This is a genomic window from Sphingorhabdus sp., from assembly GCF_035329025.1.
GTDB lineage: Bacteria > Pseudomonadota > Alphaproteobacteria > Sphingomonadales > Sphingomonadaceae > Sphingorhabdus_B.
The window spans coordinates 64711-89559 of record NZ_DAOLHN010000002.1 but is presented as its reverse complement, the minus strand read 5'-3'; the positions used below and the strand labels follow the sequence as shown (position 1 = coordinate 89559).

The following is a 24849-nucleotide window of genomic DNA, read 5'->3' as shown; positions in this document are numbered from 1 at the left end:
GGGCTTTCCGGCAGGGATTAGCCGATATATAGCGCGCATCGCAATGGCTTCGCGACCCGACCCCGCATCTGTTACAATTGACGGCAATGACCGCTCAATCGTGCTTGTCGGCATGATGGGCGTGGGCAAGTCAACCATAGGCAAATTGCTCGCCGGAAAACTCGGGCTCAGCTTTGTTGATTCTGACGAAGAAATCGAGAAGGCCGCCGGCATGCCAATTTCGGAAATGTTCGAACGCTTCGGCGAATCCAGTTTTCGCGATGGCGAGAGGCGGGTGATCGCGCGCTTGATAACCGAAGGCCCCAAAGTAATCGCGACAGGTGGTGGTGCCTTTATTAACGATGAAACCCGCAGGCTGATTAAAGAAAAATGCCGTTCGGTATGGATCGATGCAGACCTGGACGTGCTAATCGAACGCGTATCGCGCCGCAGCAATCGGCCGCTGCTGGTGGGCAAGGATCCGCGCGAAGTTCTGACCGATCTCGCGACCAAGCGCACACCCTTTTATGCCGAGGCAGACATTCATGTCCGCAGTGATTCCGGGCCCCACGCCCGCACCGTCAACCAGATATTGGAGGCATTGGCCTGATGGACAGGATTACAGTCGGTCTCGAAGGCAGACCTTATGATGTGCTGATAGGTCAGGGGTTGATCGGCAAATCGGGCGAGTATCTGGCACCTTATGCGCGGAGCGGACGCCTGTTGATCGTCACCGACACCCATGTCGGACAACATGTCCTTCCCCAATTTGCTGCTTCATTGCAAGCAGCAGGGCTCAGCTATGCCGCCCATTTGTTGCCCGCTGGAGAAGGCGCCAAAAGCTGGGCAGAGCTCGAACGCCTCGTCGACTGGCTGCTTTCCGAACATGTCGAGCGCAGCGACCATATCGTAGCCTTGGGTGGCGGTGTTGTCGGCGACATCACGGGTTTTGCGGCGCATATCGTGAAACGCGGCTGCCATTTCGTTCAGGTGCCAACCACGTTGCTCGCCCAAGTCGACAGCAGCGTTGGTGGCAAGACGGCTATCAACAGCGGCGCGGGCAAGAATCTGGTGGGCGCATTTCATCAGCCCGCCCTCGTCCTCATCGACCCTGATGTGCTCGATACACTCCCGCGCCGTGAATTGGGCGCGGGCTATGCCGAAGTCGTGAAATATGGCTTGATCGATGCGCCCGAATTTTTTGACTGGTGCGAAACCAATATCGACGCCTTTCTGGCGGGCGATGCCGATACTCGCCGTCATGCCATTGCGCGGTCGGTCGAGGCGAAGGCGCGGATCGTGGCGGCCGACGAAAAGGAATTGACCGGCGTTCGCGCCCTACTCAATCTCGGGCATACTTTTGGTCACGCGCTGGAGGCAGAGACCGGATATTCCGACACGCTGCTGCACGGCGAAGGCGTGGCTGCGGGCATGGCGCTGGCATTCCGCTATTCGGTGCGCAGGGGGCATTGCCCGGCGGGCGATGCGGATCGGGTGAGCGTCCATCTCGCCAAAGCCGGCTTACCGACCACATTGCGTGAAGCCCATGTCGATGCAAGTGGCGGACAGCTCGTCGAACATATGCTGCACGACAAGAAGAAAAGCGGCGGCACCCTGCCCTTCCTGCTCGCCAATGGGATAGGCAAGACATTCCTCGCCAAGGATGTCGATCTGGAAGATGTGGCGGCCTTCCTGGATGAAGAGCGGAATCGCTAACCCTCATCCATTGCAAAATCGTCCGATTCCTTGCCGCCGAAGCTGTGGCGCGAACCGGCACGCATATTGCCAGTCTTGAACTGCGCCTTCAGCCGGGCAAGATCACGGCGGCGGAATTCGGTGACAGCCTGTTCGGCGACCGAAGGGTCGACATTGATGGAACGCAGCGCATCTTCTGCCATTTGAACAGATGATTCAAATACTTCCCGTGTAATCTTGAGATTCTCTGCCGGCATCAGTTCGAGCATTTGACGCCTGTCATACGCCCTCACAAACAGCTTGGCATTGGGGAAGGTTTCGCGCACGGCGACCAAACCGTCGGCATCCAAATCACGGTCATCCATACAGAATAGGATCGCACAGGATTCATCCGCGCCCGCGCGGCGGAGCAAATCTATGCGCGTGCCGTCGCCATAAAATACCTTGCGCCCGAACTCGCCGCTGACGTCGATCTGCTCGGGCTTGATGTCAATCAGGGTTATGGACAGACCCGCGGCCTGCATGATCTGCCCGACAGTCTGGCCAAAGCGGCCATGGCCGACGATGATGATATTGGCTTGTGCTGCTAGTTCAGGATCATCAAGCGCGACATCGCTCGTCCGCCGACGGGCCGCCAATCGGCCTGCAAGGATCATCAGGAACGGCGTTGTCGCCATCGATAGCGTGATAACCGCACCGAACAGGCTGGCCGCCTCTGGCTCGATCAGCAGCGCATTTTGCGACGCGGTGAACAGCACGAAACCGAACTCCCCGCCCTGGCTGAGCAGCAGCGCCATGATGATCGACGCGCTGTTGTTTAACCCGAACAAGCGACCCAAGCTGAAAACCACCGCGGTTTTGACCAGCACCAGCCCCGCCGCCAAGCCGACAATCAGCAAGGGTTGCGCAGCGATGACATCGAGATCAAGCATCATCCCGACTGCGAGGAAAAACAGACCGAGCAGAATGGAACGGAAGGGATCGATATCCGCCTCCAGCTCATGCCGGTAGGGCGATTCGGCAAGCATCACGCCTGCGACGAACGCGCCTAGCGCAGCCGAAACGCCAATCGACTGCATCAGGGCAGCACTCGCACAGACCGCAAACAGGCCAGTGACAATGAACAATTCGCGTTCGGACACCCGACCGACCAGCCGCAACAAGGGCGACAGCACATAGCGCCCGGCCAGTATCAGCCCGCCGATGGCGAGTATGGCATAGATGGCGAGCACCAGCCCGCTGGGTGCGCCCTCTTGCGCCGGCGCGCGCGACAGAGCGGCAACGATGGTCAGCAAGGGGACGATCGAAATGTCCTGAAACAGCAGGATGGCAAAGCTTTTCTCGCCATAGTCGGTTTTCAAACGCCCACGCGATTGCAATAGCGGCAGGACCTGCGCGGTCGAGCTCAAGCCAAGCGGAAGCCCCAGCACCAGCGCCGCCTCCCAGCTGAAAGGAAGCACTGCGTAGATGATGGCGAACATCGCGAGGCCGCACAGCGCGACCTGCAGCGGTCCGAATAATAATATGTCCCGACGCATCACCCATAATCGCGAAGGCGACAGTTCGAGCCCAACGAGGAACAGCAGCAGGATGATACCGATTTCCGCAAAACTCAGGATGGTTTCGGGTTCACCGCTCAGGCCCAATACGTCCGGCCCGATGATGATCCCCGCGACCAGATAGCCGAGTACCGCACCCAACCCCAATTTGCGGAAAACCAGAACCGCCACCAGCGCCGCACCCAGCAGAAGTGCGCCAGTGGTCAAAATGTCGGTCAGGAAATGGTGGCCCTCGTCCATCAGTCGGCCCCCGTCATCGCGGCGAGAACCGCATCAAAAGGCAGTAATATCGCCGCATGGCGTGCCGGATAGGCGCGAGCGCTTTCAAAAACCGCCAGTTCGGGCCAACAGCCATCAAAGCCGCCATCTCCAACAAGCGCCTGCGCAAGCGCGGCCCGCGCATCCGCAATCTCTTCAGCCGAACGACCAACTGCAATTTTACGAACCACCGCCGCCGATGCCTGTCCCATCGCGCAGGCGCGGCCACGCAAGGCAATCGCCGTGAGAAGGCCATTGTCGACTTTCACTTCGGCGCGCATTTCACTGCCGCAGACTGGCGAACGGCGGGTTGCGCTTGCATCGGCGTCCCCCAACGCGTCTGCATGCGGCAGACTCGCTGCAAGCCGCAATATATCCTTGGTGTAGAGCTCGGGCTTGGGCGATTTCGAGCGCGCGGCAAGATCAGCCGGCATCGCTGCCCTCGCCTTCACTGTCCTGCTGACGTTCGCGAATGAAGGACGAGAGCGCATCCCCCGACGCGTTCAACAACGGATATGTGCGGGACGCGGTCATCCATTCCGGTCGTTTGCTGTCGCCGCCATAAGCGACTTCGAACAGCATGACGAGCAGCAGGAACAGCAAAGTCGCGCCGATCAGCCCCTTCACCGCGCCAAAGCCAAAGCCGAGCACGCGGTCGAACGGACCAAGCGCCGACTTGCGGCTCTTCTCGCCAATCTTGCGCGCTATCAACCGCCCGCCGACATAGGTGACGATGGCAATGGCGAGAAATGCCAGAACGGCCGCCCCGGCGTCGGTACCAACCGGACCATAAAGCCATTCGGCGGTCGGCGCGTGCAGAAATCGTATCGCCGCAACGACCAATACCCAGACGCCCAGCAACAGCACTTCCTGCGTGAAGCCGCGCATGAAGCCGAAAATGGCACCGGTACCGAGCAGGAATAGGACGATGATGTCGAATGCGGTCATCGCATCCAGTTAGTCCCGCCCGAGTATATGGTCAACGAGGTTGGAGAGCGTCCGGAACTGTTTCAGTTTCATGCCCGCGTCCTCCTGTACCGATGGTGGTACCAAAGCGGCCTGGAAGCCCAGCTTGGCCGCTTCCTTGAGGCGGAGATTGCCATGCGCGACGGGACGGATTTCGCCTGAAAGCGCCACTTCGCCGAACAAAACGCAATCTGAAGGCAGCGGCTTTTCGGCATAAGCGGAAACCAGCGCAGCGGCGACGGCAAGGTCAGCTGCAGGATCGGATATGCGATAGCCGCCAGCAATGTTGAGGTAAACTTCAGCTGTCGCAAAGCTGAGCCCGCAGCGCGCCTCCAGCACTGCCAATATCATTGCCAGCCTGCCGCTGTCCCAACCAACCACCGCACGGCGCGGCGTTGCGCCGCTGGACAGGCGCACGGTCAGTGCCTGGATTTCGACCAGCACCGGCCTTGTGCCTTCGAGCGCGGGGAACACTGTCGCCCCTGTCACCTGCTCGGCGCGGTCGGTAAGGAAGAGCGCGCTGGGATTGCCGACCTCGGCCAAGCCGCTGTCAGCCATGGCGAAGACGCCAATCTCGTCGGTACCGCCAAATCGGTTCTTGTTGGCGCGCAGGATACGATATTGGTGGCTGCGCTCCCCCTCAAACGCCAGCACGGTATCGACCATATGTTCGAGTACACGGGGCCCCGCAATGCTGCCATCCTTGGTGACATGGCCGACGAGCATCAACGCAGTGCCGCGCTCCTTGGCAAAGCGGATCAGCTCCTGTGCCGAAGCGCGCACCTGGCTGACCGTGCCCGGCGCGCCTTCGATGAGGTCGCTGTGCATCGTCTGGATCGAATCGATGATGAGCAAGGCAGGCGGCTTTGTGCTGCCCATCGTCGTCAATATATCGCGAACCGAAGTCGCCGCCGCGAGCTGCACCGGCGCATCGCCAAGCCCCAGCCGCCGGGCGCGCAGCCGCACCTGATCGACCGCTTCTTCACCCGAAATATAGGCGACATCGAGCCCGCGCCGCGCAAGATTAGCCGCCGTCTGCAGCAACAGCGTCGACTTCCCGATTCCCGGATCACCGCCCAGCAAGGTCGCCGATCCCGCAACCAGACCGCCGCCCAGAGCGCGGTCAAATTCCGCTATCCCGGTCGAAGCGCGATCGGGCAGCTTGATATCACTATCAAGCCCGACCAGCCCGACATCGCGCCCGCCATTTTGCAAATGATGCTTCAGCTCGAAAACGGTGGCGCCAGCCTCTTCAACAAGGCTGTTCCACGCACCGCAATCCTCACACTGCCCCTGCCAACGCGGTGCCACGGTGCCGCATTCCTGACAGACATAGCGTTTCTTGGGTTTGGCCATCGCGCAACAGTATCAGAACATATAAGGAACGCAACCAGGTAATTGGCCGCTATGTATACGAAAATGACACCAACGCAGCGGCGTTGCGGGGGTTAAAGGCGACACAGGTTACCGGCAGAATACCCCCCACTGTTACCCGTGTCACTTTAAGGATGTAATGAGGGCGGCGGATTTAGCAGGAGCGGAATGACCGGGTTCAAAGAGCTGGATACCGGCTCGCAAAACATATCCTACATTTCAAGAGGCGACGGCACTCCAATTCAGAAAACCGACGCCGCCATTCCATCTCGTTGTTCAATAAGGTCCAAGCTTGTTCAATCCGCTTTGGCTTGCAGGAACCACCGCTTTTACAGTGCAGGTCAATCCTGCGCCGCACGAGCCCTTTACTATGGTGTCCACCATATCTTCAGTTGGGCTTGATGTTACAAACATTCGACCGTCGCTTTGGCGTACCACTGCCATAAACGTATCCGCAACTGCACGGGCGATTGAGCATGTATTTTTACTCTGCTGTTGGCATGTTTCTAGCGCGCTACGCTCAGCTTCGGCTTTCGAGGCGTATCCGCCCGTTATATAAACCATGCTCTTCGCCGCATTTGTCGGACCAGCTTCGCCCTGCCAGGCTGCCGCAGCATGGACTTTACGGAAATTGCCTTCCGGTTGGTGCGATTCCTGTGTCGGTGCGTAAGAAATCGTGGGATGGGCCACCCAATGCCGAAAAACGGCGCAATAATCATTTTGGTTCCGGCACGCGATCAGAACCGCGGCATCGCTCACCGAAGTATCAGCACCCATTGCATAATATAGGTCTCCGTACATTCCACGCGCGAACGACGCGACATTGTTTGAACCGCTAAACGTTACCGAGCATCGCTCGACAGATGCTTCGTCTGCTCCTGCTTTTAGGAGCATGTTGATTCCGCAAAGCATGCGCGCATCATTTTCTGCGGAATTGCGTTTCGTTGCACCGCCCATGATAAATACATCTGAAGAATCAGGATGAAAGGCCACGGCATAATAGTTGTCGAAACGCTTTTTGACCTTCTTCTTTTTCAGCTCGTCAACCAGATCCTGATTGTTTGTGGCTGGCCCGTCAGACACCATAGCACAGCCTTCATAACCCGAATTTCCTCCGCCAATCGGAACCGAGCCCGGCGGGCAATTGCCCTCTGCCCGAGCACCTCCGGAAAATGTGAGCGCGATGAAGAAAAACAGCGCGAAAAATCTGATCATCCTATTTCCCTTATCGAGATACTTACTTTGCTTCCAAAACCGGCACACCTGTCAATTCAATCGACGCCATGACGGCGGTCTACGGCGAAGATGCCTGCCGTTTGGCGCCCGCCATTTTGGACTACAATGTGCACATGGTCTAGGTTCCAAATCTCTTTAAGTTGTCACCCAGCATGGCTTGCCAATCGAAAACCGCGCTTATCATATATCGATAGAACCAATCGCTAGCGCTGCAATGTCCATGTTGTACTGGTACGCCTAACCAAAGCACGCCGCAGCACGGCGACACACAATCACATGTCGCTCAAATTGCGCTCGGTCGTCCTGGTCGGCGGAGACATTGGATAGGATGTCCCCGGCTTCGCGGTCATTCCACCGTTTCAATCAAAACCCCAGAAAGGTCACCTGCTCGTCCAAAGGCACGCGCTCGCGTTGGAAGCCGTTCACCGAATCGCTCTCATCGCGATAACCAATGGCGAGGCCGCAGAAGAGGAGGACGTCCTCTCCCAACCCCAGCTGGTCTTTGATGGTCTTGCCATACATGCCCATATATTCCTGCGGGCAGGTATCGAGGCCTTCTTCGCGGCAGAGCAGCATGATCGTCTGCAACCACATGCCGGTGTCAGACCATTGGGCTTCCTTCATGAATTTGGGGAAATGGCAGAGCAAGAGCACCGGCGCGCCGAAGGAAACGAGGTTCGACTGGACGAAATCGGCGCGCTGTTTGCCATCATCGCGGGCAATCGCCATCGCGCCATACATCGCGGCACCTACGGCCTGCAGGCGCGCCTTATATTTGTCATGCTTGCCGGGTTCGGAGAAATCATAGTCCATAGGATCGTCCGGCTGGCTGGCGGTCAAACGATCCTGCAATGCCTTGAGCGGCGCGCCCGTGAGGACTGTCGCTTCCCACGGTTGGAAATTGCAGCCCGAAGGTGCCATCCGCGCGCGTTCCAATATGCGCTGGATCGTTTCAAACGGAACCGGCTTGTCCAGAAACGATCGGATCGAACGGCGTGTCGCTACGGCTTCGGATACCAGCATAAATTCTCCTCTGTTTATTTTATGTCTCTTCCGTAAACGACTTACCGTAGTGCTGAGCCTGTCGAAGCACGCCGCACAGCATGGCGCTGCAACTGAGAAGCGCCCTTCGACAAGCTCAGGGCTACGGTTGAAGTTTCAACGTTGTCCGGATGAACTCTGCACGCACATTTAATCGAACGATTAAATGCTGCAACAGATAAATGAACAACGCCCCCTTGCGCGCCCTGTCCCGCCCTGCCACATCTTCGGTATGCGCGAGAAGGAACTGCGGCTGGCCCTTATCTGCTATGGCGGGGTCAGCCTTGCAGTGTACATGCACGGGATCACGCGCGAGATCTGGCACCTTGTGCGTGCCAGCCGCGCCTTCCTCGAAGGCCAGCCGCGTAGCGGCGGTAGCGAGGATGTGTATCGCGAGCTGCTCGAATTGATCGAGGCAAAGTCAGGCACCAAGCTGCGCGTGCTCACCGACATTATTTCGGGCGCGAGTGCCGGGGGCATTAATGGCGTATTTCTGGCGCAAGCCATCACCACCGGGCAATCGCTTGAGCCGTTGACCGACCTGTGGCTGGAAAATGCCGATGTCGAAGTGTTGCTCGATCCCGACGCACGACCCCTGTCGCGCTTTTCCAAATTCTGGGCCGCACCGATTGCTTGGGCGGTATTGCGGCGGCGCGGCGGCGCGGTTGCGCAGACGGTCGCGAAAGAAGCGCAGGACGAAGTAGCAACCAAGCTGTCAGGCTTTGTCCGCGCACGCTGGTTCCAGCCACCCTTTGGTGGACGGGGCTTTTCTACCCTTCTGCTCGACGCTTTGCAGGCGATGGAGCAGCAAGGCGTTGCAAGACCCCTACTCCCGGCAGGCCAACCGCTTGACCTGTTCGTCACTGTCACGGATTTTCATGGCCATCGCGAGCAGTTGCAACTCAACAGCCCGACTAACGTCAGCGAGAATGAGCATCGGTTGACGATCGGTTTTTCGACGCGTGGGCAGGATGCAGGCCAACTCGCCCACCCGGCAGAGCTGGTATTTGCCGCCCGCGCCACCGCCAGCTTCCCCGGCGCCTTCCCCCCCTTTACGGTGCGGGAGCTGGACGGCCTGCTGCAAACCCGCGCCATTGGCTGGGATGGGCGCGAGGCTTTTCTCAAGCGCATATTGCCGCAGCAGTTCGAGGCGGGAAGTGTTGAGGACGCTTTCCTGATCGACGGTTCGGTGCTTGCCAACGCGCCCTTTGCACAGGCGATCGATGCTCTGCGCAACCGGCCCGCCCGGCGCGAAGTCGACCGGCGCTTCGTCTATATTGATCCCAAACCCGGCATGCCGAGCTTTCGCGTGCGTGGGCGCGGCAAGACTGCAGATGGGCATTTGAAACCACCCGGCTTTTTCTCCACCATCTTTGGTGCAACGTCGGACATCCCGCGCGAACAGCCGATCCGAGACAGCCTGACTGCGATCGAGGGCAGGTCGCAACGCATCGCCCGCATGCGCGAAATCACCGATCATCTGGAGGTTGAGGTTGAGCATATGATCGAGGTCATGCTTGGCAAGACCTGGTTCCTGACCAAGCCGACCCCCGAGCGCCTGCGCAAATGGCGGCTGACGATGTTGCAGAAATCGGCGGCGGCCACAGGGTACAGCTATCCGGCTTACGCCCATTTGCGAATGATGGGTGTGCTCGACGATCTGGCCGCCACAGCCCGGCGGCTTTGCCCCGATGCCCGGAGCGAACATTGCCGGATGTTGCGTGATGCGCTGTGGGGCGAAATCTGCCGCCGCGGGCTCGACAAGATGACCGGGCCACGAGGCAAGGTGATGGCTGCGGAATCAATGGCATTCTTCCGCGAGCAGGACGTCCGCTTCCGTATCCGGCGGCTGCGTTTCCTCGCGCGCCGCCTTGCCGAGGATGTGGAGGTGATGGCTGACATACCCCCGCATGTGGCAGACCGGTTGCGGCAAGCAATCTACGCCTCGCTCGCACATTTCCTCGAAGTCGAAACGTCCGAATATCTCGGCGTCGATGTGGCCGAAGCGGTTCGTCACGGGGTCGAAAATCCCGGCGCGCTGCTCGACCTGTTGGCTTCGCGGCGCAATCTGGAGATGGCGGATTCAGCAACCGACGCTGCCTTGATCGCCGCCCTGCGCGACGTTCCCGAAGCCGCCACCCGCAAGATCCTGCTCGGTTATCTCGGCTACATCCTTTACGACATCGCGACTCTGCCGCTGTTGCAGGGCGAAGGGCTCGACGAGTTCGACCCGATCAAAGTCGACCGCATCTCTCCCGATGATGCGACCACCATCCGCAAAGGCGGGGCCGCCGCGACGCTGAAGGGCATCGAGTTCAACAATTTCGGCGCCTTTTTCAGCCGCGCCTATCGCGAGAATGACTATCTCTGGGGCCGCCTGCACGGCATCGACAGGCTGGTCGATATTGTGCTGTCGTCAATGCCCGGAGCGGTATCAGCGGAACAGTCCGAGGTTATAGCGTTAAAAAAGAAAGCGTTTGAAGCGGTGCTGGAAGCGGAAGCGCTGCGACTGACACGGATTCAACCTCTGATTGAAGAGTTACGCAAAGAAATCGAAGCGATTTAACGCTCACATGGCGGTTAGTTGAAAATGAACTCGACCGTTCCAATAGGAACGAATGGGGCTGCCTTCCGCATCGATAGCCGGACTAAAATTTGCACTTCGGACCAGCGCATTGCAGACGGCATCGTCAAATTCTTTTTTTCGCGTAGTTTCCTGAATATGGCATCCGACTACCTGCCCATTTTCGTCAACATCGAGCCTATATTCGACAATAGAAGATTGACCTTCTGCCAACATTTTTTTTGGATAGTCGTTGCTGTTGATCCATGCCCCCGGATCCCCAATAGGTAGCACCTTTTGTTTCAACTTTTTATGTTTCTCGACGTCTAGCCCCCAATGCACCATTAGTTCATCGATGCAGTTGTTCAAAGCGGCGAAGGGACGGTCCATCGCTCCTAATTCCAGTTGGATAGGCTTGTGAAGCGGCATTCTCGCACGAAGGTAGGTCACCACTTTTTCGCGATCAGCCCCTATTTTAGCATCATCATAATATCCGTTCGAATTTGACTCGCCCGTCTGGCTCTGCCCGATTTCTGTCATTGGCGCCAACCGAATAGCTGAACTCATAATTGCGGCGGGCATCGTCGGCCCCAAAAATCCGACCAGAAAGTCGACTCGCTGTTCCCTTTCATTCGGACCAAACTGCAATGTGGCGATTCCGCTCGATTTCATTCGAAAGGGTTCACCTGCAAGGGTTAGGTTAAATTGATCACCTGGGCTAAAACGACTAAATGTTACAATAACTTGGTTTTCGTCCTGGCCGAACTGCCTGATCAACCGGCAACCGTCATTTTGATATTCGGCAACCCATTTTGAAGTTGGCAGGAGGCGCAGAGGTGAAGCGTCACTTTTCGCCTCTGATCGCGCACTCAAAAACAGTGAGACAAAAATCATTGTCCACAGCAATATCAATCGCATGGCCCATCTACCCCCCATTTAAACCTGCAATTCGGATGCACCGACTCCACAAGCTTAATAAAGGTGCAAAGTCTCGAACACTTTTTCGATAAACCAGTACACCGAGGCGCAATATGGGGACGGAATCAGGCCGCGGTTTGCATCTCGATTTCCCCCGCATCGGCGAGCAATTTCAGCATCACCGCCGCACCGCATTGTTGCGACTTGGCGGTCTGGCTGAACTTGCCATCGGCAACAAATTTGCCGCGCTCATAATGGTTGGAAAAGCTCCACAAATAGGGCGTCGGCACGCCAAGCCCGCGATAGCCAAGACCATTATAGGCCTCGAGCCGATAGAGCGTGCGTTCGAGGCTCCAGTCCTTTTGTCCGGTATAACCAAGCAGCCGCAGAGCATCGTTAGCGCTCGATTCCCAGTCCGATGGCGGCAACCATTTTGTCGGCCGACCTGCAGGAACCTGTCGCGTGCGCGCTGTCAGCGGGAAATCGCCATTGTGCAGGTGCGCGCGGAAATTGAAGCTCGCCTCCAGTCCGTGGGTGACCGCGATGAAATACCAGGGAACGCCTGTCTGCGCCTCGACCGTTTCATAACGGCTGCGCGCCTTTCGGATCAGATCGAGATGCCAGTCGACGGTTTCCTGATATTGCGGACGCACGGTCAGTTTGCGGAACAGCCGTGCATATTCGGCCTTGAGGGCAGCAAATTCGCGCGATTTGCTCAAGGGACGGTCGGGTTCGTCGATAATGGGCACGGTTGCAGCTTCGGCAGGAGCTGGAGTGGTTGGCAGCGGCGGGGCACCGGGAACAAAGATGATTTCACCTTGCGGCGTTTCAGGCTGGACCAGATAGCGCTGCTCTTCCGGCAGAAACGGTTTCACACCAGCGTCGCCGAAACCCAATTTGAGCGCTTCGGGCAGTTCGTGCTGGCTTTGATGCAGTTCGGCGAGCAATTCGCCAGCCTTGTCGGCAAAAGGAGGGTCAATATCCTCGCTTCGGTCAATCAGCGCAACCAAGCGCGGCATCGCCATCTGATAGAGCGAATCCGCCAAATCGGAGAGCGACTGTCCTTTGCGCGTTTCGAGGGGTGAATTGGGCAGACCTTTGCGGTCGGCTTCGCGTTCCAGTTGAACCACGGCTTCGGCAATACGTAGAAAGTTTAATGGCTTGCGCGGGATCAACTCGATGACCTGTTTCGGTAAGTCGAGCCCGAGGATGCGGCCGTCCTGCGCAAATACACGCTGGCCAATGAACGATGCAATCACACCGCCACCGGCCAGCTTCAAAAAATCGCGTTTGTCGAAACCCTTGCCCGCCATCGACTCGCTCCCATCGAAGCGAGCATAACATTGGGCATAAAGCGAGTCTTGTACCCGCCTGCAGATTTTACTCGGTCAAATCGTCCCAGAATTCCTTGACCTTGTCGAAGAAACCGCGCGACTGCGGGCATTCCTCGCCGGTTTCGGTCTCGCGGAATTCGCAGAGCAATTCCTTTTGCCGTGCGGTCAATCTTGTCGGGGTCTCGACGTCGATCTGGATGACAAGGTCGCCCCTGCCGCGTCCTTGCAGCACAGGCATGCCCGCACCGCGGACGCGGAGCTGCTTGCCCGACTGTATGCCTTCGGGGATGTTGACACTGTGCTTGCTGCCATCAGGTCCGGGGATTTCGATTTCACCGCCCAGCGCCGCTTTGGTGAAGCTGATCGGCGCGCGGCAGAACAAAGTCGTCCCGTCGCGTTCGAACACCTTGTGGCGCGCGATGTGCATGAAGATGTAGAGGTCGCCCGCAGGCGCACCGTTCGGCCCCGCTTCTCCCTTGCCAGCCACACGGATACGTGTGCCTTCATCGACGCCTGGCGGAATGGTAACTTCAATCTTCTGCCGCTCGTCTACTCGGCCTTCACCACCGCATTTGCGGCACGGATCTTCGATCACTTCGCCACGACCGTGACAGGTCGGACAGGTGCGTTCTACAACGAAAAAGCCCTGCTGCGCGCGCACCTTGCCATGCCCGCCGCACAAATTGCATCGGCGCGTACTGGTGCCCGGTTTCGCACCCGTGCCTTCGCAGTCACCGCATTTCGCGGCAACATCGATCGCGATTTCGGTGGTGCGGCCATGGAATGCGTCTTCAAGACTGATTTCCAGATCATAGCGCAAATCCGCGCCGCGCACCGGCCCACGCTGGCGACCACCACCAAAGGCATCGCCGAAAAAGCTTTCAAAAATGTCGGAGAAGTCGCCAAAGCCGGCACCGCTGCGGCCACCGCCCATGCCGCCATTTTCAAACGCAGCCTTGCCATATTGGTCATAGGCGGCGCGCTTCTGCGGGTCTTTCAGCACTTCATAGGCTTCGTTGACCGCCTTGAAACGGGCTTCAGCTTCGGCATCGCCGGGGTTGCGATCCGGGTGAAATTGCATCGCCATGCGGCGATAGGCGGATTTCAGCGTCTTGTCGTCCGCCGTCCGCTCACATTCCAGCAATTCGTAATAATCAATGTCGAGGCTCAAGGCATACCACTCCCACCTCCCACTTCGTCATTCCCGCGAAGGCGGGAATCCATCACCTGCTATTGAAATTTCGACATCCGGTGATGGACCCCCGCCTACGCGGGGGTGACGAAAATGGGCTTTACCTTAGCTTAGTCCTTTTTATCCTCGTCAACTTCAGAAAACTCGGCGTCGACGACATCATCGTCAGCCGGAGCTTCTTCCGAGGGAGCAGCCGACGCACCTGCCGCCTGTTCCTGTTCGTAGATCGCCTGACCCATCTTCATCGCGACCTGGGCCAAGGCATTCGCCTTTTCCTTCATCGCTTCGGGGTCGCCGCCTTCGATGGCCGCCTTGGTTTCGCCCATGGCTGCCTCGATTTCAGCCTTCAGACCAGCGTCAATCTTGTCGCCATGCTCTTCAAGCTGCTTTTCGGTGCTGTGAACGAGGCTTTCGGCATTGTTCTTGGCTTCGGCAGCCTCGCGGCGCTTCTTGTCTTCTTCGGCAAACTGCTCGGCATCGCGGACCATCTGGTCGATGTCAGCATCGGACAGACCGCCAGACGCCTGGATCTTGATCTGCTGCTCCTTACCGGTGCCCTTGTCCTTCGCGGTCACGCTGACCAGACCGTTGGCGTCGATATCGAAAGTTACTTCGATCTGCGGAACGCCGCGCGGTGCTGGCGGAATGCCGACAAGGTCGAAATTGCCCAGCAGCTTGTTGTCTGCCGCCATTTCACGCTCGCCCTGGAACACGCGGATCGTCACGGCGTTCTGGTTGTCGTCCGCCGTCGAGTAAACCTGCGACTTCTTGGTCGGGATCGTCGTGTTGCGGTCGATCATACGGGTGAACACGCCGCCCAGCGTTTCGATACCGAGCGAGAGCGGGGTCACGTCGAGCAGCAGCACGTCCTTGACGTCGCCCTGCAACACACCCGCCTGAATGGCAGCACCCATGGCAACGACTTCATCGGGGTTCACGCCGACATGCGGTTCCTTGCCAAAGAAGGCCTTCACGACTTCGCGCACCTTGGGCATGCGGGTCATACCGCCGACCATCACGACTTCGTCAATCGCGTCTGCCTTCAGGCCTGCGTCGGCCAACGCCTTTTTGCATGGCTCGAGCGTGCGCTTGATCAGGTCGTCGACCAGCTTTTCGAGGTCTGCGCGGCTGATATTCTTGACGAGGTGCTTCGGACCATTCTGGTCTGCGGTGATGAACGGCAGGTTGACTTCGGTCGTCTGCGCAGAGGAAAGCTCGATCTTCGCCTTTTCGGCAGCTTCCTTCAAACGCTGCAGCGCAAGCTTGTCTTTGGTCAGGTCAATGCCTTCGGCCTTCTGGAAATCGGCTGCGAGGAATTCGACCAGCTTGCTGTCGAAATCTTCACCGCCCAGGAAGGTGTCACCATTGGTCGACTTCACCTCGAACACGCCGTCGCCGACTTCGAGGACCGAAATATCGAATGTACCGCCACCAAGGTCATAAACCGCGATGGTCTTGTTCTCGTCCTTGTCGAGGCCATAAGCGAGCGCTGCTGCAGTCGGCTCGTTGATGATGCGCAGCACTTCAAGACCGGCAATCTGGCCGGCATCCTTGGTTGCCTGACGTTGGGCGTCGTTAAAGTAAGCGGGAACGGTGATGACCGCCTGCGTTACGGTTTCGCCCAGATAGGCTTCCGCTGTTTCCTTCATCTTCTGCAAGGTGAAGGCGCTGATCTGAGACGGGGAGTAATCTTCTCCACCCGCCTTGACCCAAGCGTCGCCATTCTTGCCCTTGACGATATTATAGGGGACGAGTTCCATGTCCTTCTTGGTCATGGGGTCGTCAAAGCGGCGGCCGATCAGGCGCTTCACCGCGTAAATCGTGTTGTCCGGATTGGTCACCGCCTGGCGCTTGGCGGGCTGGCCGATCAGGCGCTCACCATCTTTCGCAAAGGCGACGATAGACGGCGTCGTGCGCGCGCCTTCCGCATTTTCAATAACCTTCGGCTGGCCGCCTTCCATCACAGCAACGCAGCTGTTTGTGGTGCCCAGATCGATACCAATAACTTTTGCCATTACAAATTACCCCGATAACTAAATTAGCCCTGTTTTTGGCGAGCAGCCCTATCAGGCACTGCAGCCAAACATGCGAGGGCGATATAGGTGGCAAATTGCTTGGCACAAGGCTTCGCCCGGCTTACATTGTCAAAAAGGCGGGCAATGCCCCGTTTCAGAACGAAAAAGTCGAACCGGAAAGATTATGACAATGCTGAACATGCGCGCACGATTGGGACTATTTGCCGCTCCGTTGCTGGTAGCCGTTCTGGCAAGCTGCGGCCCCACGCCGCAACTTCGCGTCCACGACGCGGTGGTCAAGCTGAACCCGGTCGATAGCAATCCGTCGGCCATGTATTTCACGATCCGCGGCGGGCCCAAGGACGTCTATCTGATGTCGGTCACCTCGCGTTCGGCACTCCGCACCGAAATGCACGAGAGCAAGGTCGATCCCAAGACCGGCGCGATGACGATGCGTCCGCTGACCCGCGTTTTCATCCCGGCAGATGGCAAGGTCGAATTCAAGCGCGGCGGCAAGCATGTGATGGTCTGGGGTGTCAATCTGGTCGGCCGCCGACTGGGTGAGATGGAAACGCAATTCCTGTTTTCAAACAATGAACGCATCCTCGTCAAAGCCCGTGTCGAGGAAATGGACGGCCGCGAACCCGACGAGAAGACAGGCCACAATAACCACTGATGTTTGGTCCGCACCCATCAGGACGGCCAATGACAGCGCGCGAGATCAAACTTGCGCGCTCGGTGTTTCACGATGCCATCGACTATGAAAAGGTGCGCATCCACAAACGCAAATGGTGGTGGTTCCAGCCGCGCAAGATCACCATGGCGCCCGACGGGCATTTATGGTTCCACCCCGATAGCGACCTGTTCTGCGACGATTTTTGCGACCGCGATCTGGGATTGCAGGGGCTGTTCATTCACGAGTTGGTTCATGTCTGGCAGCACCAGCAGGGCATTTTCCTGCCACTCCGGCGCTATCCGTTCAGCAGTTATAATTATGTGCTGAAACCCGGCTGGATGCTGGAGCGCTATGGCATCGAGCAGCAGGCAGAAATCGTCCGCCACTATTTCCTTTTGAAGAACAAGGCGAAGGTGCCAGGCGCCCCTCCATTGGAACAATATGAGGGCGTGTTGCCTTTCGGCAAAAAAGCGACCGCGAAATGATGTCGCAGTTCGAATTCATTTTTTCGCTCTACAGCCTGTTGCTCGGCCTCTCGCTGGTCGAACTCCTGTCGGGGCTGGGCAAGACGGTGAAGGCGCGGCTGCATGTTGATGAAGAGACGAAGGCCGGATACCGCATCGGCTGGCTGACGCCGTTGCTCGGCCTGTTCGTCATGCTCGACCTCCTGTCCTTCTGGGGGGCGGCCTGGGCGGTGCGTGACATCATTGCCGTATCGGGCGGCTGGATGATGGGCACGATGCTGTTTGCGAGCGCCTATTACCTCGCCGCCCATCTGGTTTTCCCTGAAAGCATCCCGAAAAACGGCGATCTCGACCCGCATTATTTCCACGTCCGGCGGATTGTACTCGGGATGCTGTTTGCACTGTTGTTCGTGCAACTCACATTCTACCTCTCCCACCCCGACTTGTCGGAGCGTCTGGTCAATCCACTCGCACTGGGTCTGACGGCAGTTCTAATTGCTCTAATGACAGCAGCCTTTTTCGTCAAATCGAAGACCATGAACATCGCTGTCCTGATCGCGCTTATCGTCCGCTATGCGGCGGTGTATCTTATCTGAGGACTACTGATACACTCCCGCTTGCGCAAACCGGTTTCAATTGATACCAAATCAGTAGAGGTGGCCCAACCCGCACCTCGCCCAAGAGACTTCCATGAAACTTGAAGATTTTGGCCTCAGCGCAGAGCGTGGCTACCTCTCAACCCATGAAATCGATGAAATTTCGTTGCCCGATAGCTTCGACGAAATGCTGGATGCAGCGGCCAGCCTGTCGGACCTGATTACCTCAGGCCGCGTGCGCCATTTCCTGAAGCAGGTGGGCCATCCCGATATGGCGGCCTTCCTTGCGACCGCCAGCAATGAACAGGTGCGCACCGCGATGGTGCATTACAGCTTCCTCGTGCAGGCCTATGTCTGGGGAGAGGCCGAAGCGCCGACCACCCTGCCCGCAAATCTCGCAATCCCGATTTGCGCCATCGGCGACGATCTGGGACTGCCGCCGCTGCTCCCTTATTCGGGCTATGTGCTCGATAACTGGTACCGGCTCGACAAGTCCGGTGGCATCAGCCTGGATAATATCGCGATGCACCAGAATTTCCTTGGCGGTCAGGACGAGAACTGGTTCGTCCTTGTCCATGTCGCGATCGAGGCCGAAGCAGGCCGCGCATTGCAGTTGGCGACCGCATTGGTTGATGCGGCGGCACAGCAAGACGCAGTCAAAGTCGAGCAACTGCTGACCGACATGAACAGCGTCTGGGATGCGATGAACGCGCATTTTGATCGCATGCCTGAACGCTGCGATCCCTATATCTATTATCAACGCGTGCGCCCTTATATCCACGGCTGGAAGAACAATCCGGCGATGCCCGAAGGCCTGATCTACGAAGGCGTTGCCAAATATGCCGGTAAACCACAGGCATTTCGAGGGCAAACCGGTTCGCAAAGCTCGATTGTTCCCGCGATGGACGGGCTGTTTCAGGTTGTGCACGAAAGCGATCCGTTGCGCGAGTTTCTCGATGAACTCCACCAATACCGCCCGCCACAGCACCGCGCCTTTATCGACGCGGTTCGTGAGGCCAGCACTTTGCGCGACTTCGCCAAAACGCAAAACCAGTCGGTCAAGGATTCCTTCAACGCCTGCGTCGAACAGGTCGCGCGCTTCCGCACCCGCCACCTCGAATATGCCGCCAGCTATATCAACAAACAGGCCCCATCAGGCGCGGGCAACGATACCGATGTCGGCACCGGCGGCACGCCGTTCATGAAATACCTCAAAAAGCACCGCGACGAAAATCGCGCGCAGACGATCTAATTCGTCGGAACAAGTCTCAGCCGGTGGCGCATCAGCCACCGGCTGAGGACCAATGCGGCAACAATGCCAAGGCCGAGCGCCAGGCCGATCCAGATGCCGACACCATCATAGCCACGGTAAAAGGCTAGCCAAGCGCCAAAACCCAGCCCAACAACCCAATAGCCGAACGCGGCAAACAGCATCGGCCAGGTCGTATCCTGCAGCCCGCGCAACATGCCTGTGCCGACCACTTGCGCGCCATCGACGATCTGGAAAATGGCGGCGATAATCAGGAAGGAGACGGCTAGCCGCAGCACCTCTGCATTGCCCTTCAATTCGGGATCGAGGAAGAAACCGGCCAGCGTTCCAGGGATCGTCCAGATCAATATTGCCATTGCGGTCATGAAGCCCACGCCCAGCGCGTAAGCCGTCCAGCCCGATAGCCGGATTGCCTCCGCATCACGCCTGCCATAGCCCAGCCCGACCCGCACCGTCGCCGCTTGGGCGAGGCCCATCGGCACCATGAAGGTCATCGAAGCTATCTGGATCGCTACTGCATGGGCGGCGGCGGCCTCTATGCTGATATAGCCCATAAGGAAGATTGCGGCGGCAAAGACCATCGCTTCAAAACCCATATGCAGTCCGATAGGAAAGCCCAGTTTCCAGATCGTGGCGAAACGCTGCCAATCGGCTCGCCACCAGCGGCCAAAAAGATGGTAGCGACGAAATTTGGGGTGCCGCATTGCGATGGCAGCCAGAAACAGGAACTGGAACAGCCCGGTCAGCGAACTGCCGATACCCGCCCCTACCAGCTCCAACCGTGGCAGACCGAAATGGCCGAAGATCAAACCATAGTTAAGCACGGCATTGACCACCACGGCCGCAAAGCCCGCGACCATCGTCCATTTGGGTAACTCCAGCGCAGCCATGAAGCTGCGCAGCGCGACAACGCCAAGCTGCGGCCACAAGAGCCACATGATAGCGCGCATGAATTGCCCCGTATCTTCGGCCAGCCTTTCCGGTTGCCCCGCCCATGCGAGGATATCGCCGGTGAACCACAAGAACACCCAGATCGGAACACAGACCACCGTCGCCGACCACATCGACTGCCGGAATGTCCGGCGGATATCGCGTACCGAATAGGATTTGCGGCCAAGCTCCGCCGCCATCAATGGCGATCCGGCAACCACAATGCCGATCCCGACCAGCATCATCGCGAACAAAATGCCTGTCCCCAACGCGGAAGCCGCCAGCGCATCCGGCCCCAGCCGCGCAAGCAGAAATACGTCGGTCGAATTGATCAAGACCATCGAGACGTTGGTCAAAATCAGTGGCCAGGCAAGCACCAGCGTAGCGCGAAGCTCGTCACGCCAGGGAGACTGGCTGTCCAAAAGGCTTGCTGCTGTGGCCATGACATTCAATTAGCCCAGCAATTTGCGCACGGCTAGTGCTGGCAGTGCTCTCTGCATTCCAGCTTGCGCTTTTGCATCACCTGTCACAAAAGCGCAACATTGGGGGATGGCAAAAAGGACTATAAGTGACTGCCCCGAAACGCATTCAGGAAAATCTGACCGCCGCTGTCGAGCGGCGCCTGCTCAACTGGATTTGCACGCGTTTGCCCATGTGGTGGACGCCCGACCGGCTGACGGCGCTCGGCTTTTTCGGTGCCATCCTGATCTCCGCTGGCTATATTGCCAGCAATTGGGGCCGCGACTGGTTGTGGCTTTCAGTATTCGGCTATTGCCTCAACTGGTTCGGTGATTCGCTCGACGGCAGCGTCGCCCGCTATCGTAAAATCGAACGGCCCAATTATGGCTATTTCATCGACCACAGCCTTGATGCGCTCGCCAACACGATCTTCATTCTTGGAATGGGGTTGAGCCCCTATATGCGGATGGACACCGCTTTGTTCGGCTTGGCCGGTTATTTGCTGCTGTCGATCCACACCTTCATTTCAGCCAAAGTCACCGGTGTGATGAACCTGACCTATCTGGGCGGTGGGCCGACCGAGGTTAGGATGATGCTGATTGTCCTGACGATCTGCATGTTCGTTTTCGGACCAGAGACGAACATTCACTGGCCTGTAGCGAACCAGATGTTCTCCCCCTTTGACATTTTTGCGGTGGTGCTGGGTATTTTGTTAACAGGCGTTTTCGTGTTCCACACGACGCGGTCAGGCATAGATTTGTTCCGAAAGGGAAGTTGAACCCGCTTAATAACCGCACCAACTTGGCGCGCTTTCATCCCTGTCGCATTGTTTCCGGTCCATTCCGTCGAGATAATATTTCTGTCGCCCGATACGCGTCCAGATGACTTTCGATTTGGTCACCGGAGTGCCGGCGTCAGGTTCAAAAATTTCGATGCCGGTCGTCACCTTCTTCCGGTTGGTGAGAAAGTTGATACTGATTTCCTCACCCGTTCCGCCATTGCGCGCATAGGATCGGCGGTCAAAACCGATCAGGCGATAGCGGCCATTTTCCAGCCGGAATTTATAGCTGTCCTTGGACGTGCTCCAGCTACCGCAGCTGAGCCAATAATTGAGATTTATCGTCAGCACAGTGTTGCGCAAATCTATGCCGCCCTCCTCAAGCGGATCGGCAAGGCAGGGTGTATCGCTATCCCCTTCTGGCGGCAGGAAATTGTCCGCTGAACCGGTCTGTTTATAGCCAGCCGAAACGCGCGACAGAATCAACAACCGGCGCGGATTGGTGTTGAGCTCATCCGGCCCGAGCCCGGCATTTTTGATGCGCTTTGCCGGATCATCCTGCTCTACCATCAGAACGGCAGCATCGGCTTCGGCCGCATCGCCGATCAGTTTCCAGCCAGACGGAACATGACTTTGCCAATCTTCCGCCGCATATGCTGCGGGCGATGCAACCAGGGATAAAGCCAAGAAGGCAAGCGATTTCAAAACACTACTCCCGCATCATGGGCGCAAATCCTGAACCGGTTTTGCGCGTTTTGCAAGCGAGAGCGGTACCTAGTACATCACATAGCTAGTCCGGTTTTTTGGCAACTCCGACCATAGCCGGTCTCAACAGCCGGTCCTTGATCATATAGCCTGCCTGCATCTCCGCGACGACGGTGCCCGGTTCTGCATCTGCGGTCGGGATTTCGACCATCGCCTGATGCTGGTTGGGATCGAGCGGCAGACCCATTGCGGCAATGCGGCTGATGCCGTGTTTGGCGAAGACGCTTTCAAGTTCACGGCCCGTTGCTTCGAGGCCGGTGACCAGCGGCTTCATCTTTTCGTCTTCGCGCAGTTCGGCGGGAATGGCGTCGAGCGCGCGGGTGAGATTGTCCGATACCGAGAGGATATCGCGGGCAAAGCCGGTGGCGGCATAGGCGCGCGCATCGGCGGCTTCCTTTTCCATGCGACGGCGCACATTCTGCACTTCAGCCTGTGCATAAAGAATATCCTGCCGCGCGGTTTCCAGTTCTGCGGCCAGCTTGTTCAGCTCTTCCGCGGCGCTGTCAGCAGCATTGGCCTCGCCCTTCAGATGCTCGGGCATACCTTCCAGCTCCTGTTCAACCGCTGCGTCAATATTGTCCTTATCGTTCATAACTGCCCCGAATGTCTGTGTTGCAGGCGCATATAGGCGCTCGCATCATTTCATCAAGCGGCTGAGGGCCTGTGCGGTGAAATCGACCATGGGAACGATGCGGGCATAGTTTAGCCGGGTCGGGCCGATTACGCCGACCACGCCGACAATCTTGCCTCCCTGATCGCGATAGGGCGCGGCAATCACGGACGAACCCGAGAGCGAGAACAGGTTATTCTCGGAACCGATGAATATCCGCGTAGCCTGCGCTTCGCGTGCGCTGTCGATCAAGCGGGCGATTTCTTCCGTGTTTTCAAGCTCGTCCAGCAGCTGACGCACGCGATCAAGATCGGCTGCCGCGCTTTCATCGATAAGGTTCGATTGCCCGCGCACGATCAGCACTGGCCGGTCATTGGCGTCGAGCGACCAGACCGCAAGGCCATTGCGCACAAGTTCGGCACTGGCTTGGTCTAGCGCGGCTTTGTGGCTGCGAATTTCAGCATCAAGCCGTCCCAGCGCTTCCGATAGCGTCAGGCCGGAAAGGCGCGAGCTGATATAATTTCCTGCTTCAGTTAGCGCACCGTCGCCGACGGAAGGTGAAATATCGACCAGCCGGTTCTCGACGCTGCCATCAGCACCAACCATGATGGCCAACGCCTGCGTTGCAGACAATCGGGTAAAGCTGAAATGTTTCAGCACCGCCTCGCGCTTGGGCACCATCACCACTCCCGCGCAGGCGGACAGGCCGGAAAGCGCAACGGTTGCGGCGGCCAGTGCCGTTTCAATCGGGCCGCTGCCCGCAATCTGCGATTCGATAGCTCGCCGCTCTTCTGCAGTGGGTTCTGCCGCCTGCATCATGCCGTCGACAAACAGGCGCAAGCCTTGTTCGGTCGGCATCCGCCCTGCACTGGTGTGTGGTGCAGCGAGCAATCCAGCCTCTTCCAGATCCTGCATCACATTGCGAATCGAGGCAGGTGAGAGGTTAAGCCCGCTGACTTTCGACAGCGTACGCGATCCCACCGGCGCGCCAGATTCGAGATAGCTTTCGACAACGACCTTGAAGATCGTGCGCGTGCGATCATTGAGTTCAGAGATCGGGGGCGTTGCCATTGCAAGGGAATGTGCGCAGCCCCCGCGTTGGTGTCAATCAGGCTTCGCCAGATTTCGCGCTATCAAGGGATATATGGGTGCCAGCATTGCCCAAATCGCCTCATTCTTGGCGGTGTAGCATGTTCGATCAAAGCGATAGCCTTTTTGGTCTTTAACCTCCGACCACTTCAGAATTCCAAAGGGCTGATCGGTCATGCAGCGACGGTTGGGTTCATCCGGATCGGTTTCCCAAGGCTCTATCATCGGTGCGACACGTCCGGCAATCACGCCATCCAGTGAAGCCCGAACTTTGAGATAACCCGCCCGACCAATGTCGAACCGGCTTTCCCCGGTCGGAATGAAATATTGGTCGCGCAACTCCTTGTCCGCATACCAGCTGATATGACCGTCGGTTACGATTTTTCCTTTTCCATCCGGGTGCAAAATAAAAAGCTTGCCTCCAGCCCCCATGGGACCAACTTCATCATAGCGCAGCGTTTCGTTCCATTCGAAAGGTTTACCGTCTTTGGGAACGGAAATCGCGATATTACCGCCTTGTTCAGACAGGCGCTTGCCGAGAATCTGCCAAGCCTGATCGAACCGCGCCAACATCTCGGCAACCGCTTTATCTTCGTTGCGGCAACCAAAGTCTGCAAAAGCCAGCCCTTCCCTGGCATCTTTAGTCCAGCGCAGCTGTGCGGCACCGAGATCCATTGTGCGGGCCATACGGCATTCAAGCCACGGGCCATCCAGCGTCAATGGCATCGGTCCGCGTTCGACAATTTGCGCCAAAGCGGCGCGCAGTTCGGCATAGCCGTCCGCCCCGATATCAATAGGATGCTCGCCTTGCAGAAAGTAATAGTCATTCGCGGTCGCAGGGATCAGATGACCGATAGAGAATGGGATAGCGACTTCACCCTTACCATCGGGGCCGACGGTCCATTTGAACCGGTTACCAAAGCGTGTGCCGATGATAGTATAGTGCAGCGTTTCACCACCCAACTCAGCTTTTGCCATTTGAGGGGGAGCTGCCGGTGCGGCATCCGCCGCAGCCAGCGATGGCGCGAAAGCCAGTGCCGACAAAAATGAAAACAAACCACGCAGGCGCATAACTTTCTCCC

The 24849-nt window shown here is 57.8% G+C and carries 23 protein-coding genes; 8 read left to right on the top strand and 15 right to left on the bottom strand.

Annotation, left to right across the window (positions count from 1 at the left end; all coding sequences use genetic code 11):
* Positions 1 to 43 precede the first annotated feature (43 nt).
* Both PKC81_RS01010 and aroB read left to right on the top strand, forming a co-directional pair.
* On the top strand, positions 44 to 589 hold the full coding sequence (locus PKC81_RS01010) for a shikimate kinase (RefSeq protein WP_324332751.1): 546 nt from the start codon (positions 44 to 46) through the stop codon (positions 587 to 589).
* Positions 589 to 1695 (top strand): 3-dehydroquinate synthase, encoded by a 1107-nt coding sequence (gene aroB / locus PKC81_RS01005; protein ID WP_324332750.1) that lies wholly within the window; start codon positions 589 to 591, stop codon positions 1693 to 1695. The genes PKC81_RS01010 and aroB overlap by 1 nt, the downstream gene beginning before the upstream one ends.
* Here the strand turns inward: aroB and PKC81_RS01000 are convergent.
* From PKC81_RS01000 to PKC81_RS00975, 6 genes are all read right to left on the bottom strand, one after another.
* Positions 1692 to 3473, bottom strand: coding sequence for a cation:proton antiporter (locus PKC81_RS01000; protein ID WP_324332749.1), 1782 nt, complete (start codon positions 3471 to 3473; stop codon positions 1692 to 1694). The two genes, aroB and PKC81_RS01000, sit on opposite strands and share 4 nt — an antisense overlap.
* On the bottom strand, positions 3473 to 3925 hold the full coding sequence (locus PKC81_RS00995; protein ID WP_324332748.1) for an iron-sulfur cluster assembly scaffold protein: 453 nt from the start codon (positions 3923 to 3925) through the stop codon (positions 3473 to 3475). Before PKC81_RS00995 ends, PKC81_RS01000 begins: the two co-directional genes overlap by 1 nt.
* A complete protein-coding gene (locus tag PKC81_RS00990; RefSeq protein WP_324332747.1) occupies positions 3915 to 4439 on the bottom strand; it encodes a CvpA family protein in 525 nt (174 codons plus the stop codon). Before PKC81_RS00990 ends, PKC81_RS00995 begins: the two co-directional genes overlap by 11 nt.
* A 9-nt stretch (positions 4440 to 4448) precedes the next feature.
* The gene (radA, locus tag PKC81_RS00985) at positions 4449 to 5813 is read right to left on the bottom strand and encodes a DNA repair protein RadA (RefSeq protein ID WP_324332745.1); all 1365 of its coding nucleotides are present in this window, start codon (positions 5811 to 5813) and stop codon (positions 4449 to 4451) included.
* A gap of 294 nt (positions 5814 to 6107) precedes the next feature.
* The gene (locus tag PKC81_RS00980; protein ID WP_324332744.1) at positions 6108 to 7046 is read right to left on the bottom strand and encodes a DUF4189 domain-containing protein; all 939 of its coding nucleotides are present in this window, start codon (positions 7044 to 7046) and stop codon (positions 6108 to 6110) included.
* A 384-nt stretch (positions 7047 to 7430) separates the two neighbouring features.
* The gene (locus tag PKC81_RS00975; RefSeq protein WP_324332743.1) at positions 7431 to 8090 is read right to left on the bottom strand and encodes a nitroreductase; all 660 of its coding nucleotides are present in this window, start codon (positions 8088 to 8090) and stop codon (positions 7431 to 7433) included.
* Between the two features lie 250 nt (positions 8091 to 8340).
* Between PKC81_RS00975 and PKC81_RS00970 the strand changes: the two genes are divergently transcribed.
* Positions 8341 to 10674, top strand: coding sequence for a patatin-like protein (locus tag PKC81_RS00970; protein ID WP_324332742.1), 2334 nt, complete (start codon positions 8341 to 8343; stop codon positions 10672 to 10674).
* 3 nt (positions 10675 to 10677) lie between these two features.
* Here the strand turns inward: PKC81_RS00970 and PKC81_RS00965 are convergent, their stop codons facing one another.
* The 4 genes from PKC81_RS00965 to dnaK all read right to left on the bottom strand — a co-directional run bounded on the left by PKC81_RS00965 (position 10678) and on the right by dnaK (position 16130).
* Positions 10678 to 11589, bottom strand: a complete 912-nt coding sequence (locus tag PKC81_RS00965; RefSeq protein ID WP_324332741.1) for a TonB family protein — start codon at positions 11587 to 11589, stop codon at positions 10678 to 10680.
* Positions 11590 to 11714: 125 nt separating this feature from the next.
* Complete coding sequence (locus PKC81_RS00960; RefSeq protein ID WP_324332740.1) at positions 11715 to 12902, bottom strand: hypothetical protein; 1188 nt, start codon at positions 12900 to 12902, stop codon at positions 11715 to 11717.
* 67 nt (positions 12903 to 12969) lie between these two features.
* The gene (gene dnaJ, locus PKC81_RS00955; protein ID WP_324332739.1) at positions 12970 to 14094 is read right to left on the bottom strand and encodes a molecular chaperone DnaJ; all 1125 of its coding nucleotides are present in this window, start codon (positions 14092 to 14094) and stop codon (positions 12970 to 12972) included.
* Between the two features lie 131 nt (positions 14095 to 14225).
* Positions 14226 to 16130: a molecular chaperone DnaK gene (dnaK, locus tag PKC81_RS00950; protein ID WP_324332738.1), complete on the bottom strand. Its 1905-nt coding sequence runs from the start codon at positions 16128 to 16130 to the stop codon at positions 14226 to 14228.
* A 184-nt stretch (positions 16131 to 16314) separates the two neighbouring features.
* Here dnaK and PKC81_RS00945 point away from each other — a divergent pair, with 184 nt between their 5' ends.
* The 4 genes from PKC81_RS00945 to PKC81_RS00930 all read left to right on the top strand — a co-directional run bounded on the left by PKC81_RS00945 (position 16315) and on the right by PKC81_RS00930 (position 19118).
* Positions 16315 to 16806, top strand: a complete 492-nt coding sequence (locus PKC81_RS00945) for a copper chaperone PCu(A)C (protein ID WP_324332737.1) — start codon at positions 16315 to 16317, stop codon at positions 16804 to 16806.
* 29 nt (positions 16807 to 16835) lie between these two features.
* Positions 16836 to 17291, top strand: coding sequence for a vgr related protein (locus tag PKC81_RS00940; protein ID WP_324332736.1), 456 nt, complete (start codon positions 16836 to 16838; stop codon positions 17289 to 17291).
* Positions 17288 to 17866 (top strand): hypothetical protein, encoded by a 579-nt coding sequence (locus tag PKC81_RS00935; protein WP_324332735.1) that lies wholly within the window; start codon positions 17288 to 17290, stop codon positions 17864 to 17866. Before PKC81_RS00940 ends, PKC81_RS00935 begins: the two co-directional genes overlap by 4 nt.
* Before the next feature lie 94 nt (positions 17867 to 17960).
* Positions 17961 to 19118, top strand: a complete 1158-nt coding sequence (locus PKC81_RS00930; RefSeq protein ID WP_324332734.1) for an indoleamine 2,3-dioxygenase — start codon at positions 17961 to 17963, stop codon at positions 19116 to 19118.
* On the opposite strand, the gene PKC81_RS00925 is transcribed toward PKC81_RS00930, so the two are convergent.
* Complete coding sequence (locus PKC81_RS00925) at positions 19115 to 20509, bottom strand: MATE family efflux transporter (protein WP_324332733.1); 1395 nt, start codon at positions 20507 to 20509, stop codon at positions 19115 to 19117. The two genes, PKC81_RS00930 and PKC81_RS00925, sit on opposite strands and share 4 nt — an antisense overlap.
* Positions 20510 to 20634: 125 nt before the next feature.
* On the opposite strand from PKC81_RS00925, the gene PKC81_RS00920 reads away from it, so the two are divergent.
* On the top strand, positions 20635 to 21303 hold the full coding sequence (locus PKC81_RS00920; protein ID WP_324332732.1) for a CDP-alcohol phosphatidyltransferase family protein: 669 nt from the start codon (positions 20635 to 20637) through the stop codon (positions 21301 to 21303).
* 6 nt (positions 21304 to 21309) lie between these two features.
* Here the strand turns inward: PKC81_RS00920 and PKC81_RS00915 are convergent, their stop codons facing one another.
* The 4 genes from PKC81_RS00915 to PKC81_RS00900 form a co-directional block, all read right to left on the bottom strand.
* Positions 21310 to 21990 carry a hypothetical protein gene (locus tag PKC81_RS00915; protein ID WP_324332731.1) on the bottom strand — a complete coding sequence of 227 codons (681 nt, stop codon included), beginning with the start codon at positions 21988 to 21990 and terminating at the stop codon, positions 21310 to 21312.
* A gap of 103 nt (positions 21991 to 22093) precedes the next feature.
* Positions 22094 to 22660: a nucleotide exchange factor GrpE gene (gene grpE, locus PKC81_RS00910; protein ID WP_324332730.1), complete on the bottom strand. Its 567-nt coding sequence runs from the start codon at positions 22658 to 22660 to the stop codon at positions 22094 to 22096.
* A gap of 45 nt (positions 22661 to 22705) precedes the next feature.
* Entirely contained in the window at positions 22706 to 23749 is a 1044-nt protein-coding gene (gene hrcA, locus PKC81_RS00905; protein WP_324332729.1) for a heat-inducible transcriptional repressor HrcA, read from the bottom strand.
* A 33-nt stretch (positions 23750 to 23782) separates the two neighbouring features.
* Positions 23783 to 24838, bottom strand: coding sequence for a hypothetical protein (locus PKC81_RS00900; RefSeq protein ID WP_324332728.1), 1056 nt, complete (start codon positions 24836 to 24838; stop codon positions 23783 to 23785).
* Positions 24839 to 24849 lie beyond the last annotated feature (11 nt).